Source organism: Pseudaeromonas paramecii (assembly GCF_039540575.1).
GTDB lineage: Bacteria > Pseudomonadota > Gammaproteobacteria > Enterobacterales > Aeromonadaceae > Pseudaeromonas > Pseudaeromonas paramecii.
This window is the reverse complement of record NZ_BAABFC010000028.1, coordinates 35,349-51,275: the sequence shown is the minus strand read 5'-3', so window position 1 is coordinate 51,275 and position 15,927 is coordinate 35,349. Positions and strand designations below refer to the sequence as shown.

Here is a 15,927-nt window from a genome sequence, read left to right as displayed (position 1 = left end):
TCATCCTTGTTTATCCTGCAGTGCCTTTTCCGCCGCCTCTTGGCTGGGGAAATATTGATCCAGGGCTTCGATGTACCAGGACTCCACGCCATGGTCGCCTTCGTTCAGATCCACAAACTCGGTGCCCCACTTCTTCTCGCTGGGCAGGTAGAAGTGCACTATGGCTTGTGACAGCTCCTCAAGGGTCAGCACCGGCTGTTTGAGCTGCGCCACATTGAGCTCCAGCTTGTAGACCCCGCCTTGGGCGGTTTCAAAGCGCAGGTTGTCGCTTTCGGCATCGTTGAACAGCAGGTTGGGCTGGCCCAGCTGCAGCAGCTTGGTGCCCTTGGCGCCTATGTTGCAGCCGGCATTCCAGGTCTCGTCTGCCAGCTTGAACTCGCTCAGCCCCTGGGGCAGGTAGAGGGTCTGGCTGTAAATCTGGCCGCCACGGTAGGGGATCTCCTGGGTGACGCCCCAGCCATTGATGCTGCCGCGGATGAACAGCTGCTTGCCCAGCGGGCCGAACTCATCGGCCTTGCCGGACTTTGCAATCAGCAGGGTCGGCTGTTTCGGATCTTCGACATTCACCTTGAGCAGATAGAGGCCGGCCTCGGCAAAACTCAGCTTGAAGTCGCCAGCGGCACCCTGGGTCAGGGGGATGAGGCGATCCAGCTTGACGGCGCTGGCATCCTGGGCGGCGAACGAGGAGAGGCCGAAGTGATACTCACCCGGCTGGGTGACCATCACCGCCAGCTCGTAGTGGCCGCCATCCTGGTAGGCGAAGCGCAAGGGGCCTTCGATGGTCCAGGCCTTGGGTTGCTCGGTCAGCATCAAAGGGCTGGGCAGCGGGCCCAGCTCGGGCACTATGGTGTGGAATTGATAGGCCTTGCCGTCATCGCTCTTCATCGAATAGAAGTTGAAGGTCATCAACTCCTTGCGATCGAACTTGTGATTGAGGTTGGCCGGGTTGTCACCGCCGCTCAGCCCGGTGGCGATGTAGGGACCGCCCCGGTTGAAGCGCTGCCACTCGGCATCGGCGAACTTGAACTCGGTGTCACCGGGCTTGACCAGGCGGGTCACATGCCAACGGCCATTCTCATCGGCTTCCATCTTGTCGGCGGCGGACCAGCCATTGAGCGAGCCGCGCAGGAAGAAGTCGCCGTCCAGGGGGGCAAAGTGACTGGTCAGGGTGGCGGGTTTGCCGGCCTGGCCTGTTGCTTGAGTGCCACCTTTCACGTGACCCTGGTTGTCGACGAACAGCTCGGCGGTGATGCCCTGCTTCTGGGTCTTGATGTTGCGTACCATGTCGGCCCGGGTCAGCAGGATCGGCTTGTCGATCTGCCCATCGGCAATGACGTCATCGGCGAAGTAGACGAACTTGGTCTTCTCGCTGGGACGCCACGGCAAGCTGAAGCCCTTGTCGTCCAACGCGAAGGGGCCGTCGAAGGCGCCCACATCGCTGACGGCGTAGGCCCACTTGCGGTGGTTGCCGTTCTGGTAATGAACCGTCACATGTTCCGGCGTCCGTCTATCGACGATGAGCGGCATTGTGATGGACTTTTCCTCACCCTGGCCGTTCTTCATGGTGGCCTTGAGGATGATGGTCTGGTTGTTATCGTAACCGTCCGGATTCCAGTACAGGCGGTACGGGCTGGAGTAATCGACCCCGACCGGGACGAACTCCTTGGCCTTGGGGGTTTTGATGGCGTACTCGACGGAGACCCGATTCAGCTTGTCTGCCGGCAGCCCCTTGGCCGCCACCTCAAACTTGGTGCGGGTGCTGATGACGTCATTGGCCACCAGATCGTTGAAGGCCAGCGTCACCTGCGCCAGGGAGGTGGGCGGCACCGGACTGTTGGCTTTCCAAATGGCAAAGCTCAGCGGTTGCAGCGCGATATTCAGCTGGTCGCCGACGACCTCCAGAAGGTTATCGTCTTCGGAGTAGATCTGCTCATAGCCGGCGGCGGTGGCACTGATCTGGATGTGGCTCGGCCCCTGGCCGGGATTGAAGGCCAGCAGGTATTCGACGCCCGTGTCGGGATCGAGCCGGGAGAAGACATAGGTGTCGGCCTTCTGCTTGGTCTTGTTCAGGTAGCGCTCATACTGCAGACCGCTGCGCAAGGCCGGGAACTGCTTGTACAGATCGGCGTAGGTGCGCAGCTTGCGGTAGAGGGGATGTTGGGTGTCAAATTTGTCCTCTGCCGGGCTGCGGTTGGTGCCCAGGTAGTGGTTGTCCAGATATGACGGCGTCTGGGTGGCCATCATGTCTTCCCGGGCATCCCGATCCAGGCCATCGCCGATGAAGCCTTGCTCATCGCCGTAATAGATCACCGGGATACCGCGGGCGAAATACATGAAGGCATGGGCCAGGTCGAAGCGTTTGATCAACTCGGCCTCGCTGGCATCCGGCAGATCCTGCTTGAGGAAGAAGCCGAAGCGCCCCATGTCATGGTTGCCAAGGAAGTTCACCAGGTTGTAGGCATTCGAATCCTTGTCGATGTAGTAGTCGTCATGGGTAAAGAGGAAGTTCATGGCTTCGCTGGCTTCACCCACGCTCATCACGGAACGGGCCACCCCCTGGAAACCGAAGTCAAACACCGACGGCAGGTTGCCGCGGGTGGTGTAATCACTGCGGTTTTCGACGCTGTAGTCGTAGACCTCGCCGAACATGAAGAAGTGGGGTTTGCCCTTCGACTTGGCGTAGTCCAGGATGTCACCGGTCCACTTATTCCAGAATTCGACATTGACGTTGCGCACCGTGTCGATGCGGAAGCCGTCGACCCCGATGTCGATCCACTTCTTGAAGATCTCCACCATGCCCTTGATCACGAAGGGATCTTCGGTCTTGATGTCGTCCATCCCCTCAAAGTCACCGTTGAGGGCATCCTCCCCGGCGAAGGTGGTATCCCCCTGGTTGTGGTAGTACTTGATGTCATTGAGCCAGGCGGGCTTTTTGATGGTTTCCATGCCGGCCGGAATAAAGGGGTGATAAGGCAGTACCGCCGCTTCCTTGCTGGACTGGTAGGGGCAGATGGGCTTGCTGCCCAGGTAACCGCCCTTGGCATCGTGGCACTCTGTGTACTTGATCACATCGGCGGTGTGGTTGGTGATGATGTCGAAGAACACCTTGATGCCGCGGCGGTGGGCGGCGTCGATAAAGCGTTGCAGCTCGTCATTGGTGCCGAAGTGGGAGTCGACGTTGGTAAAGTCGATGGTCCAGTAGCCGTGATAGGCGGCGGACTCCTTGCCGTCCGGGCCCACCTGCAACGGCAGGTTTTTCAGTATGGGGGCCATCCAGATGGCGGTGGCGCCCAGGCCCTGGATGTAGTCCAGCTTCTGCTCCAGGCCGACGATGTCGCCACCGTGGAAGAAGCCCTTATCCTTGGGATTGAAACTCCGCTCGTAGGGGGTGTTTTCCAGGCCGCCCTTGTCGTTGCTCGGATCCCCGTTGTAAAAGCGGTCAGGAATGACGAAATAGACAATTTCGTCCTCCATCGTGCGCTGATTGATGTTTTCCGGACTGTAGAGATCGCTGGCATAGGCGGTGCCGCCCAGCAAGCTCATGGCAAAAAACGCCAAATATTTCATCTTGAACGCTGACATATTCACCCTTGAACCTTGGTTTGACTTGATTTCGCAGCCTGTTGGCTACGGCTGAGGTATTGGTTGGCTTCCGCTTCGCTGAAGAAGGGGGTCTCCTGTTCGGGCACGAACCAGATTTCACTGCCCGGGAGATTCTCTTCGGCGTAGATCAGGCTGGTTTCCCAGTGGCCATCGGCATCCGGCATGTGCAGGATCACATGGGGGCTGGGACGCACGGAGACGCGCCAGTCCTGGTCACCCTGGCGCTGCAGAATGAACTCGTAGAGTCCTTCGCCCAGCGGGGCCAGTTCGAATTCGGTGCTGGACAGGCGGCGCATCGGCGCGTCGGCGGCCACCGGCACCTCGTGGAGTGCCGGGCTGGCGACGCGCAGGGCCTTGCCCTGGCCGTGGAACAGCAGGGTGTAGCGCTGTGCCCCTTGATATTGCAGACAGGACTGGCCAGCCCAGTCGGCTAACCCTTCCAGGCGCACAGGTTCACTCAGCGGGCCGGGCATCTCGTCACAACCGGCCTGGTTATACAGGGCGCTGGCGGTCTTCTGAGTCTCCGGCTTGGGCACGTAGAGGTGATACTTGCCAACCTGGCTTTGCTTTTCATAGGCCTGGCGCATGGCGGCCAGCATGGGGTCGGTAAAGCGCTGATGGGCGTAATCCGGTACCTCGTCGAGATCGAAGAACAGGATCAGACCGGCGAACTGGCCGGCTAACACCTGACTCCGCAAGGGCAGCTCATGCCAGAGGCCCTGCCGTACCAGTTGAGTCTCCTCGAAGGGTTGCAGCACCAGGGGATGGCCGGACTCGCTCAGCAGTGTCATGTCTTCGGCAATCAGGTTGCCCTGTTGTTGCTCGGCCCAGCGCAGCACCTGGGTGAGCTCCGGCAGCGCTGCCTGTTCGTCATGAATGTTGCGCTCGCCGATGGCGACCTTCTGGCTGCGATAATCCCATTGGTAGTCCCCCTGGTACTTGGCCAGGGTAAAGGCGCCGGCCAGCAACAGCAGCAGGCTACCTGCGCCCGTGGCCAGCCGGTGAGCCGGGCTGCGGCTCAGCAGCCAGGCCCCCAGCTGTACCGTCGCCACCACGGCCAGGCCGAGCCATTCGATGAAATAGTTGAAGTTGGAACCTATCTTGCCGATGGACAGGGAGGTGATGAAGGCCAGGGGCAGGTAGAGCACCAGCACCCGGGCGTCGCTCGATAGCCGGCGGAACTGGCGCAGGCCGAGGCACAGATACGCCAGGGCGCCCAGGATGAACAGCCAGTTATCCCGCAGCATCAGCGTCAGGTAACGCAACAGATCTGCCAGGATGAACTCATTGATGTTGGCGGTGACCAGGTTGTCCCAAATAGCACCATGCGTGACGGCCATCAGGCCACCCAAGAGTGCAAGACCCGCGGCCACCATGGTCAGGCCCCAGCCCAGGGCCAAACCGGGGCGCTGCACCAGCAGCACCAGACCACAGGCGGCGGGGGCGGCCAGATAGGATTGCTTGGTAAAGCAGGCGGCCAGCATCAGCAGCCCCCCCAGGACAAGACCGTCGAGCCGACCCAGCCGATGGGCAAACCAGAAGGCGCCGCCGTAGGCCAGGGCGATGGCCAGCATGTCGACACGGAACAGGCCGCTCCACATGTAGACATAGTCCAGGCTGAGGAAGCCGGTCAGTGCCAGCCCCCCCACCAGCAGCTTGGCGAACCGGTTGGGCAGAAGGTGGCCCACCAGGGTGGCGGCCCAGGCGGCCAGGATCACACCGGCCGCCAGGGTGCTCAGCAGGGCCAGCAAACGGCCCGCCAGCAACAGCGGCTGGCCGATGAGCTTGGCCAGGCCGACCGTCAGCAGGTGAAACAGGGGCGGATAATTGGCCACCACATACTGATCCGCTTGGGTCAGGGAGAAGTAGGGCCATTGCCCCTGCTGCAAGAGTTTGCTCTGTGCCAGCAGGGGGCCTTCGCCATAATCCATTTCGAAGGGGTGCAGTATGCTCAAACCACTGTCGTGGATGAGCATGCCGGCATCCAGCAGCAATGACAGACACAGCAGCGCCAACAGCGCTGTCATGCCAATCCTTAGCATGTTTTGCATGGTTATTCCTTTAATTGGCCCGGGTGTCCGCCGGGCACGCTTTCACCCTTGCGGGTGTTCAGGGGCTGGGTCGCAGGGTCGCGTCCCCAGCCGCCCCGTGAGCGGCACAAAACCCCCACCGGGAGCCCGGTGGGGGATACCGGCTCGGTTAGGCTTCGGCCAGGGCCGCTTGCGGTTCGTCATCCACCAGGCTGCGTACCCACTTCTTGGAGCGCACCCGGGCATAGCCCACCATCAGGCGCACCAGTTCTTCGAAGGAGAGCACCAGGTAGACCCAGTAGACCGGCAGTTCGAAGTAGAAGGCCATCAGGAAGCCGGACGGCACCCCAACCAGCCAGGTGGCCATGGACTCCATGGCGAAGACGAACTTGCTGTCGCCGCCGCTGTTGAGCACGCCACCGGCGACTATCATGTTGGCCACCTTGACCCAGAGGAAACCGCAGAACACCAGGACGCAGAACTGCCCCATCTGCTGTACCTCGGCCGAGGTGCCATACAAGGCGACGTAGAAGGGCGAGGCCAGGGCCACCAGGCCGCCGACCGCCAAGGCAAACAGCACGCCGATGCGGATCAGCTTGTTGGCATAATCGATGGCGCCATCGAAGTTGCCGGCCCCCAGCCGATTGCCCACCAGCACGGAGGCCGCGCCGGCCAGGCCACAGAGCAGACCGATGGCCAGCCCCTGCAAGGGGTAGGTCATGGTCATGGCGGCGATCTCGTCGGTGCCCATGCGGCCATAGACCACGGCATAACCGCTTTCCCCCAACACCCACAGCAGTTCGGTCATGACGATGGGCAGGCAGGTGGCAAAGAAGCGGCGGAACAGCCCGGCCTCCATGCCAAACAGCTCACCCAGGTGGCGGAAGGCCACCACATGCCGTTGCCAGTAGGCGGCAACCAGTATGATGAGGAACTCGATGCTGCGAGCCAGACAGGTGGCGATCGCCGCCCCCATCAAGCCCAGCTTGGGGAAACCTAAGTGGCCGAAGATCAGCAGGTAGTTGAGCACCACGTTGATCACCACGGCACTGGTGCTGGCGTACATGGGCAGCTTGACCTGGCCCGTGCTGCGCAGGACGGCGGAATACATCATGGTCAACATGCAGGGCAGGTAGCTCCAGGCCAGCAGTTGCACATAGATGGCCCCCTCGTTGAGCAGCGTTTCATCCGTGGTGAAGGGGGACATGGCCCAGCGTGGCAGGCAACCCACCAGCAGGGCCAGGGCGCCGGCGAACAGCAGGCCAATCAGCAGGCCAAAGCCCAGCAGGTGGCGTATGCTGGTCTCATCCCGCTTGCCCCAGTACTGGGCACAGAAGATGGAGATGCCGGCCGCCAGACCACCCAGCACCACGGAGACGATGGAGGTCAGCTTGGCGCTGATGCCGACGGCGGCGATGGCCACCTCCCCCAGTTGGCCCACCATCAACTGGTCCGCCATGCTCAGCAGGGACATGATCACGCTCTGTATGGTGATCGGCAGCGCGATGCGCATGATGTCCGCGATAAACTGTTTGTCCTTAAACATGACACCCTCGTAAAAGTTGTTGATATATCTCTTCATGACTGTGGCAACACCAATCGGCGGCAGCCAGTGACTGGTTGCCGGAGTTGGGGTTTTGCAGTCCGATGCATGGCATGCCGGCGGCCTTGGCCGCCGTCACGCCATGGGCTGAATCTTCAATCACCAGGCAGTGGGCCGGTGCCACCCCCAGGCGATCCGCCGCCTGCAAGAAGATGTCTGGCTCCGGTTTGCTCAGCCGCACCTCATCGCCGCACACCGTCTGGCTGAAACAGGTGCTCAGACCTATGGTCTCCAGCATGGTTTCCACCAGGGCGCGTGGCGAGGAGGAGGCCAGGGCGCAGGGCTTGCCGGCGGCGGCCAGCGCCGCCAGCAAGTCAGCGACGCCAGGCATGGCCGGCAGTGGCTGCTGCCGCAAGGCGGCCAGCACCGCCTGCTGGTGTTCGGCGATCAGGGTGTCCAGCTCAGCTTCAAGCCCGTATTCCTGTCGGATGGTCTGCCACATCTGACGCTGACTGGTGCCGACAAACCTGTCTTGATCCGCCGGCGCCAGGAAGACGCCATGGCGGGCAAAGGATTGCCGCTCCACGCGCATGTAGAGGGGCTCGCTGTCCACCAGGACGCCATCCATGTCGAAGATGACGGCCTGCACCGTCTGGCAAGAGAGTCGGGTCATTTAGTTCACCGACCTGTCCCGGCTGAAGCGCATCAGGCTGTAGTTGGGGTAGGGCTTCATCTCTTCGAGCTTGAAGCGTTTGGTTGTCTGCAGATCGCGATAGCCGACGCCGTCGGCCAGGCTGACGTTGTCGGAGCCGCCGATGATGATGGGCAGCTGCATCAGGATGATTTCATCCACCAGATCCGCATCGAACATCTGCCAGTTGAGATAACCGCCACCTTCCACCATCACATGACGCATGCCACGGGCCGCCAACTTGGCAAACAGCTGGTGGAAGTCCACCCGCTTGGCACCGGAGATCAGCACCTCTTTGCCCAGACCGCGAATGGTGTCGAGCATGGGGTTATTACTGGCCTGCTCCGAGGTGACTATGATGGTCTGCTCCGGGGTGCTGAGCACCTTGGCCGACTCCGGGAAGTCCAGGCTGTTGGTGGGGATGACCCGCACCGGATTGCGCCCTTCTTCGTAACGGTTGGTCAGTTGCGGGTTGTCGGTGACTATGGTGTTGCGCCCCACCATGATGGCGTCCACTTCGCCCCGAAATTTGTGGATGAAGCGCATGTCGTCATCGGTGAACAGCTTGAACAGATCCTTGCTGGAATTGCCGCTACCCAGGGTCAATTTGCCATCGATAGAAATCTGACTAAATACGGTGACTTTCATCTTGTTCCTCCACTTATCTGTGTCAAAGCAGCTCAGCCATCTGACTGCCGACTTGCTGTTGGGCGCACACCTGCATGAAGGCGGCCGCCTCTTTGACATCGCACTCTTGGTTGAGTAACCGGCGCAGCCCCAGGGCCATGGCAAACCAGACATCAAACATGATCCGCTCCCGTGGCATGGGCCGACAGGCCTGGCGCAGGGCCAGGATGGCCTGACGGTTGCCATCGCCCAGCCGGATCTGCTCTTCGATCACCCCTTCGTGTACCGGCCACCTTTGTACCTGGGTCGCCCACTGCCGTTGGGACGCCTCGCTCAACATGAAACGGGTGAAGGCGAGGATCAGCTCGCGTTTCGGGCCGCTTAACCCCTGGTTGGGGTAGACGAGACCTATGGTAGAGGTCATGGAGGTCATGGCACGGCCCTCCACGGTCGGCAGGGCGGCGACACCCAGTCGTTCCCCCATCTGCTGGCTCAGGTAGTTGAAGATCCACTCGCCGCAGACGATGGCGGCGGTGTGGCCGGCGATGAAGTTGTCCAACAGGGCGGTGGAGCCTTGCTGGTTGGCCAGCAGACCCTGGCGAACCTGGCGCTCCATGAAGGCCATGGCGCTGCGATTGGCGTCGTTGTTTAAGTCCGGCGTGCCCTCGTTCAGCACCCAGCCGTCATGGCCGGTGAGGAAGGGGATGAACCAGTAGGCATCACAACAATCCGATGCCATGGGGGTGATCCCCTTGGCCTGCAGCTCGGGCGCCAGCGCCTCCAGGGCCTCCCAGCTGGCGGGTGGCTCGGGCAACAGCTGGCGGTTGAAGAAGAGCACCAGATGGTTGCCGCCCAGCAGGGGGACGCCATATTGCTGCTGGCGCAGTTGCATGGTTTGCCAGTGCCCCTCGGAGATGGGGGTGTCAAAGTCGCTGGGGGAAACCGGCGAGAAGAGGGCATGCTCCTGCAAATAGAGCATGTCGGCCGGCACGAAGGCGATATCCGGTGCCGGGCCGCCCGCCTGGATCTGGGCCAGGCGCTCATGCAGATGGCGGATGTTCATCACCTCGGGGACCACCTCGCCCAATCCCAGGGCGGAGAAGGCCGCGCAGCGCTCCTCCAGCACCTGGATGGAGGTGTCACCTTTGCCGTCAAATTCGTGCCATAACAGCAGACGTTCCTGTGCCATATATTGAACTCCTATATCGGCGATGGGGGAGTTAGGGGTGCCAGAGCAGCACCGCCTGCAAGGGCGCGAGCTGAGCTGGACAACCTGTGATGACGGGTGACTCGGCCTGGCGCGAATCCAGCAGTCGCTCGGTGCGACCGCTGAGCTCCGGGCACAGATGCGCCCAATCCACGGTGTGGGCTTGCTGGGGATCCAGGTTGACGGCCAGCATCAGGTGCTCGCTCTCCCGGCGGTAGCCAAACAGCAAGACAGGCGCCGGGGCGGCCAGCAGGACGAAGTGCCGCGGAGAGAGCAAAGAGGCAAAGCGCTCCCGCAGCTGGGCGATGCGGCAAAGCAGCGCATACATGTCGTGATTGCCTTGCCAGGCGATCTGCATCCGATTGAAAAAGGCCCGGGGGATGTCGGCGCCGTCTGTGTTGTCTGCCAGGCCGCAGTTGAGCGGTTGCAGCTCGTTGACCTCCAGCCCTGTGTTGATGAAGGGAATGCCGTTGGGCAACACGCCATTGAACAGGGTCAGCGCCTGGGCCAAGGCCTTGCCACCGGGACGGGAGGTGATCCGCGGGGTGTCCGGGGTTTCGGTACAGGCGAACACATGGATCTTCAGATCGGCCAGTTCCCGCAGATAGGTAAACAGCCGTTCATGGGTGGCGTCCGCCATCACATTCCAGCCGCTGCCCAGCATGATGTTGTAGCCCGTGGCCCGGGCCTGCTCGTGATTACGATTGAACAGATCCTCGCTGATGATCAGCGGATGGGCGCTGCCATCGTGCATGCGGTCGATCAGACGTTGCAGCAGCGAGGGGGGCAGGGTATGGCCGATGTCGATACGGAAGCCGTCAAAACCATAACGCTTCATCTGATAGGCTACGGCGTCTTCCAACCACTGCCACAGGGGCTCATTGGGCTCGTCGCCCGGGAAGCGATTGCACTTAATGGTATCGAACAGCACGTAGGGCGGCTGATGATCCGGCAGATAGGGGCGCGCCGCCGGGTGAACATCCAGATACAGTCTCAGGAAGGCGATGTCAGTCCAGACCGGTTGCACATCGTTGATCCAGTCGGAGTGAGCCGGGGCCGGGACTATACCCATCTGCTCTTCCACCAGGGTGATGAGCTCACTGCCGTCCGCCTCCGCTTGGGCTTGCAGTCGCTGCCACAGTTCAGGATCCAGCCGGTTGGGGGCCAGGCTGAATTTAGCCAGATGGCTGGCGGTGGCTGGCGCCTGATACAGGCGCTCCAGCCGCTCCGGGGTACATTCGGTGAAGGGATCCAGTCCAGGAACCTCGGGGGGGGCAAAACCGGGCAGTGCCTCGCGTCGAATCCAATAAATCCAGTCGGGATGCTGCTTCACCAGCTCATTGTTCATCGCCGTGACCCGGGGAATGAAGTCATGCACCACTCGGATCCCCAGGCGATGGCACCCGGCGATCAGCAGCGCCAGTTCATCATCCAGACAGAGATCCGTGAGCCCATCCAGCAAGGGATCGTGCAAGGCCGGATCCAGAGAGAAATAGTCGGCGATGGCATAGGGGGAGCCGAGATCGCCCTTGCGGTTCAAGTCACTGTTACGGGTGACCGGCAGCAGGTAAAGAATGTTGACGCCCATTTTTTGCAGCATGGGCAAGAGCCATAACATGCGCAAAAAGGTGCCTGATTGCCAATTACCGCTACCGTCATAGTTCCATGCCGCGCTGTACCGCACCAGGGTGGTATAAATAACACTATTATCCAGATTAAGGGGCTGTTCCAATGATGGCGCATCTGTGGCCAACAGCTGATCAAGCAACCTGGCAGTGTGTTCATAAGGGTTTACTGCGAGTTCAGTTTCTTTGCTGGACAAGACAGGTGCACAGGAGGACTGATTCCAAATTGACGGGATCCAGAATTTAATGTCTTGATGTTCATTTGCCGCGCGCAGGCAATATTCGTGCACCTTGGAAATTATTTCCATATGTCACCTTCTTTAAACTGTCACATGTTATGAGTCGTTAACGAGAATAGAATTAAACAGTCATCTCAAATACTGTTTTAATCGCTTTGTCCTGAGGATCGAAACGCCCATCAATAGCTTCTTCATATTCAGACAGTGCATATTTGTGGGTCACCAGGCGTGCCAGCTCCGGCAGCGATGCAGCCATGGCAATGGCGGCAGGAAAATGTTGGTTATATTCCCCTGCGCCGATCACGGAGAGGGCATTGACCAGGAAGTGCTTGACCGGCAACTCGAAACGATAGTGCTGATCGAAACCGAATAAAAGGATGCGACCGCCCCGCACCAGATGACGGGTGGCCAGCGCTAGCTGATTGCCGGAAGAGTCCAGCACCGCATCAAATTTATCTTCTCCAGGCAAGTCTTCCGGTGTCATCACGTTCAGACCAAGCTCACGGGTAAATGCCAGTCGATGAGGGTTTTTCTCTAATGCAACTGTTTGAATTCCCATCTTTTTACAAACAAGTTGTGCCACCAGACTCATGGGGCCACAGCCGATCAGTAGCAGGCGCTCTTGGGCTCGTAAGCCGCCCTTCTCCAGGGTGTGCAGCACGCAGGCAACGGGTTCAATCAGTACGGCCGCTTCCCAGCTCATGTTTTCTGGCAGGCGGTGAACGAAGCGCTGATTGCAGACGAAGCGTTCGGCAAAGGTGCCGTGAATATTGACTCCGGCAATGGCTAAACCACCCTCATGCCCCTCACACAAATTGGTATCGCCTCGGCGGCAGGCAATACATTCACCACAGTACTGATTCGGATCTATGACGACACGATCCCCGATTTTAACTTGTGTGACATCTGTACCAATGGCCGTAACTATACCGACGGCTTCATGGCCGCGAATAATTCCACTTGCGCCTTCTTCTCGCCCGGACAATACCGCCAAGTCAGTTCCGCATATCCCTGTCATGGTAATGGATACTTCCACGTCTTTATTACAAAACGTGGTGCGTTCTTCATGTTCAGATAAGAAAAGGCGTCGAGTTTCACCCAGCTTCAATGTCAGCATTTTTATCCCCACCCAAAATGAGATGGATATTCTCTATAGGTGAATGTGGAATGTAAAATAATTTATAATTCGCGCCAGAAAAGCATTTCATTTGGTTGTTTGTATCGTCATAAGTAAAACTGAAAGCGTTTCTTCGATTTATTAATGCTGACAATGTAACTCCGTGTAACATATAAATCTGCGCAAATTTCAATTTGCGATCAAAAGGCGATAAAAGACCAAAACAAAAGACAAAACAGGTTCGCAGGTAGTGGAAATGAACTGATACAAGCGAGTCTGGCGCTATATGGAGCTGATCTCCATGTGGAGCCATTCGGTGCGCGAACAAAGCGAAGCCCCAAGTGAAACCGCCGAATTCGAACGGGCTTCATGTGTTGGCTTCCTTTGGTTCCATATTTAGTGTGTTTGCATATAGGAATCTTGGCATGGTGCGAGTGGTTCTGCCGATGGTGGGCATGGGTTGCACTCTTGAGCTGGCGGGAGGAGGTGCAGACCCTGGCGGGGTGCCAGCGCCGTCAAGGTTGTTTCGGGGGCCGGTGTTTCCCTTACGGCCTCGAGAGGCTGAGTCGCCCTCATCATCCCACTTGAGCTAAGGACTCGATGGGCTTGATTAGGTTGACCGGGTCTGTGACCGTGATTCTCGACGGGTGGCCGCAGTCGAGCCTGGCGCCCTTGCTGCTGATGTGGCAACCGATGGATAATGAGCCCCTTTGACGCTGGGTTGCGAAGGGAGCAGGGCATGGTCACCATGCAGGATGTGGCAGAACGGGCCGGGGTGGCCAAGTCCACCGTATCGCGGGTACTCAGCGGCAAGGTGCGCATCAGCCAGCGCACCCGGGAGCGGGTACTGGCGGCGGTGGCGGAGTTGGGGTTTCGTCCCAATGGCCTGGCTCAGGCCCTGGCCACCCAGAGCGCCAACGCCGTGGGGCTGGTGGTGTCCAATTTCGAGGGGCCTTACTTTGGCCGCCTGTTGCGCACCCTGGCCAAGACGGTGGAAGAGGCCGGCAAGCAGCTGATGGTCACCGACGGTCACGACGATCCGCAAAAAGAGGCGGCGGCGGTGGAACTGCTGGTGGACCGGCGCTGTGATGCCATCATCCTCTACAGCCGTTTCATGAGCGAGGCGGACCTCACCGCCCTGAGTGCCCGCCTGCCAGTGCCCCTGGTGGTGATGAACCGTCCCCTGCCGGATCAGCCCGAGCGCTGCGTGGTGTTCCAGCAGGCTAGGAGCACTCAGGCGGCCATGACCCATCTCATCGCCCTGGGCCACAGGCAGATCGCCTGCATCAGCGGCCCCTTGCACACCCTCACCGCCCGCCAGCGGCTGGCGGCCTATCGCGCCGCCCTCACCGAGGCCGGCCTGCCGGTGACCGAAACGCTGGAGGCCGAGGGCAATAACCTGGTGGATGGCGGCTACCGGGCCTGCCGCAGCTTGTTGTCCCGCGGCGTGCGTTTCACCGCCCTGTTCGCCTGTAACGACGACATGGCCATCGGTGCCTTGCGGGCCTTGCAGGAGGCCGGGCTCAAGGTGCCGGAACAGGTCTCTTTATTTGGCTTCGACGATGCGCCGGCCGGTGCCTACCTGCTGCCGGCCCTGAGCACAGTGCACCTGCCCATCGAGCAGATGGCGGCGGCGGCGGTGCATCAGGCCCTGGCGCTGGCCGCCGGCCAGCCGGTGGCCCCCCTGGCGCCGTTTGACGGCATCTTGCGGCTGAGAGAGTCGGTTGCCCCGCCATGTTCACGCTAAAGCAACTGCCCCTGCCTGTGCTGGAGGCTCAGCTGGCCGCCTGCCAGGCCGAGCTGCAAACCCGGCTCGGTCCCTGCCAGCTCCGCCTGCTGGAGACTGACGACATTCCCGCCCTGCTGGGGCTGGAGCGCTACTGCTTCTCCCCGCGGCTGGCCTTTGGCCGGCGGCGCTGGCGCAACCTGTTGGCCCACTCCGGCTGCCAGACGGTGGGGCTCTGGCAGGGGGGGCAGCTGCTGGCCTATCTGTGCCTGTTTCCCCATCTGGGCTGGCAGGCCCTGGAGGTGCGTTGCCTGGCGGTGCACTGGCACGTGCGGCGCCGGGGCGTGGCGGCGGCCCTGATGGATCTGGCTCTGGCCCTGGCGGGGCAACTGCAAGCCCGCAGCCTGCGCCTGGAGGTGGACGAGGACAATCCGGCCGCCTGCCAGCTGTATGCCGGCCTGCAGTTTGTCCCCTTGCGCCGCCTGACAGACTACTACGGCGAGGGACGCCACGGCCAACGGCTGATGCGATCCCTGGAGGGAGCCCATGGCGTGCCGGGAGTGTGAGAGAGACGAATTTTGGCACAAGCTGGGCCGCTGCCGGGGCTGCATGCTGGGCTGCGCCCTCATCGCCCTGCTCAGCGGTCTGATCTGGCGGGGGCTGGGGGCGGACGGCTCGGTGCCGGCCCTCACCGCCTTACTGTTTTTGCTCGGCAGTGGCGGCCTGTTGGCCCTGCACCTGCTGGTATGGAGCTGGCGCCGTCTGACGGGCGCCGATCGACAACACGACGAGGAAACACGATGAAGCATGCCTGGTTGCTGGGCCTGTTGGGCCTCACCGCCACCACCTTGGCTCAGGGGGCCGAAGATGCCCTGGCCAAACAACTCACCCAGATGCGCACGGCCGCCAATGGGGCGCTGGACACCTGGGTCTATACGGTGGGGGATATCGATGTCACCGCCTGGATGGATAGCCAGCCGGTGATCATCAAGGTGCCCATCCTGGACGAGAACCGCCAGCACGTGGGGGACAGCGACTACTTCTTCAAGCAGGGCCGGCTGTTTGCCGTAACCATGCCCTATGGCCGCTATCAGTTCGACGAGCAGGGCAATCTGCTGGAGTGGCTGGATGAGACGGGGCAGATGAGCGAGCTGCCTGGCTCGCCGGCCTGGGCCGCCCGTCAGCAGTGGCTGCAAAAGCGCGCCGCCCAGCTGGCGGCTGCCTTCGTCCCCGGCGAGGCCGTGACCGGTGCCCTGGATGAGACGCGCTTGAGCCAGCTTTGCCTGAGCCGCTTCCAGGCCTTGAGTGGGGCCAGCATGGCGACCCTGGCACAGCACCAGACTGAACTGCCAGCCAAGCCAAGACTCACCGGCCAGCTGGCGGTGGGGGATAAGCAGTACAGCCTGGATTGCGAGGTCAATGGCGCCCAGCAGGTGAGTCGCCTGACCTATCGCGTCAAGGCGGTTGAATAACCGGCAACTCGGCTTGAGCTGTGGCGTCAAAGGGGGCTGTTATGGCT

The 15,927-nt window shown here is 60.9% G+C and carries 12 protein-coding genes; 4 read left to right on the top strand and 8 right to left on the bottom strand.

Features of this window, described 5'->3' with window-relative positions; translation table 11 throughout:
- The 8 genes from ABD847_RS15765 to ABD847_RS15730 form a co-directional block, all read right to left on the bottom strand.
- Entirely contained in the window at positions 1–3,543 is a 3,543-nt protein-coding gene (locus tag ABD847_RS15765; RefSeq protein WP_345014739.1) for an alpha-amylase family glycosyl hydrolase, read from the bottom strand.
- 41 nt (positions 3,544–3,584) lie between these two features.
- Positions 3,585–5,654 (bottom strand): hypothetical protein, encoded by a 2,070-nt coding sequence (locus ABD847_RS15760; protein ID WP_345014737.1) that lies wholly within the window; start codon positions 5,652–5,654, stop codon positions 3,585–3,587.
- Positions 5,655–5,802: 148 nt separating this feature from the next.
- A complete protein-coding gene (locus ABD847_RS15755) occupies positions 5,803–7,179 on the bottom strand; it encodes an MATE family efflux transporter (RefSeq protein ID WP_345014735.1) in 1,377 nt (458 codons plus the stop codon).
- Positions 7,172–7,849, bottom strand: coding sequence for an HAD family hydrolase (locus tag ABD847_RS15750; protein ID WP_345014733.1), 678 nt, complete (start codon positions 7,847–7,849; stop codon positions 7,172–7,174). Before ABD847_RS15750 ends, ABD847_RS15755 begins: the two co-directional genes overlap by 8 nt.
- A complete protein-coding gene (locus tag ABD847_RS15745) occupies positions 7,850–8,515 on the bottom strand; it encodes a RibD family protein (RefSeq protein ID WP_345014731.1) in 666 nt (221 codons plus the stop codon).
- Between the two features lie 22 nt (positions 8,516–8,537).
- Positions 8,538–9,683 (bottom strand): sugar ABC transporter substrate-binding protein, encoded by a 1,146-nt coding sequence (locus ABD847_RS15740; protein ID WP_345014729.1) that lies wholly within the window; start codon positions 9,681–9,683, stop codon positions 8,538–8,540.
- A 31-nt stretch (positions 9,684–9,714) separates the two neighbouring features.
- Positions 9,715–11,301 (bottom strand): alpha-amylase family protein, encoded by a 1,587-nt coding sequence (locus tag ABD847_RS15735; protein ID WP_345014727.1) that lies wholly within the window; start codon positions 11,299–11,301, stop codon positions 9,715–9,717.
- A 385-nt stretch (positions 11,302–11,686) separates the two neighbouring features.
- Entirely contained in the window at positions 11,687–12,682 is a 996-nt protein-coding gene (locus tag ABD847_RS15730) for a zinc-dependent alcohol dehydrogenase (RefSeq protein ID WP_345014725.1), read from the bottom strand.
- A gap of 700 nt (positions 12,683–13,382) precedes the next feature.
- Between ABD847_RS15730 and ABD847_RS15725 the strand changes: the two genes are divergently transcribed.
- Genes ABD847_RS15725 through ABD847_RS15710 form a run of 4 tightly spaced genes read left to right on the top strand, consistent with a single transcriptional unit; the run spans position 13,383 to position 15,880 of the window.
- Entirely contained in the window at positions 13,383–14,429 is a 1,047-nt protein-coding gene (locus ABD847_RS15725) for a LacI family DNA-binding transcriptional regulator (RefSeq protein ID WP_345014724.1), read from the top strand.
- The gene (locus ABD847_RS15720; RefSeq protein ID WP_345014723.1) at positions 14,417–14,974 is read left to right on the top strand and encodes a GNAT family N-acetyltransferase; all 558 of its coding nucleotides are present in this window, start codon (positions 14,417–14,419) and stop codon (positions 14,972–14,974) included. The genes ABD847_RS15725 and ABD847_RS15720 overlap by 13 nt, the downstream gene beginning before the upstream one ends.
- Positions 14,955–15,212 carry a DUF3624 family protein gene (locus ABD847_RS15715; RefSeq protein ID WP_345014721.1) on the top strand — a complete coding sequence of 86 codons (258 nt, stop codon included), beginning with the start codon at positions 14,955–14,957 and terminating at the stop codon, positions 15,210–15,212. Before ABD847_RS15720 ends, ABD847_RS15715 begins: the two co-directional genes overlap by 20 nt.
- Positions 15,209–15,880 carry a hypothetical protein gene (locus ABD847_RS15710; RefSeq protein ID WP_345014719.1) on the top strand — a complete coding sequence of 224 codons (672 nt, stop codon included), beginning with the start codon at positions 15,209–15,211 and terminating at the stop codon, positions 15,878–15,880. The genes ABD847_RS15715 and ABD847_RS15710 overlap by 4 nt, the downstream gene beginning before the upstream one ends.
- The last annotated feature ends 47 nt before the right edge of the window (positions 15,881–15,927 follow it).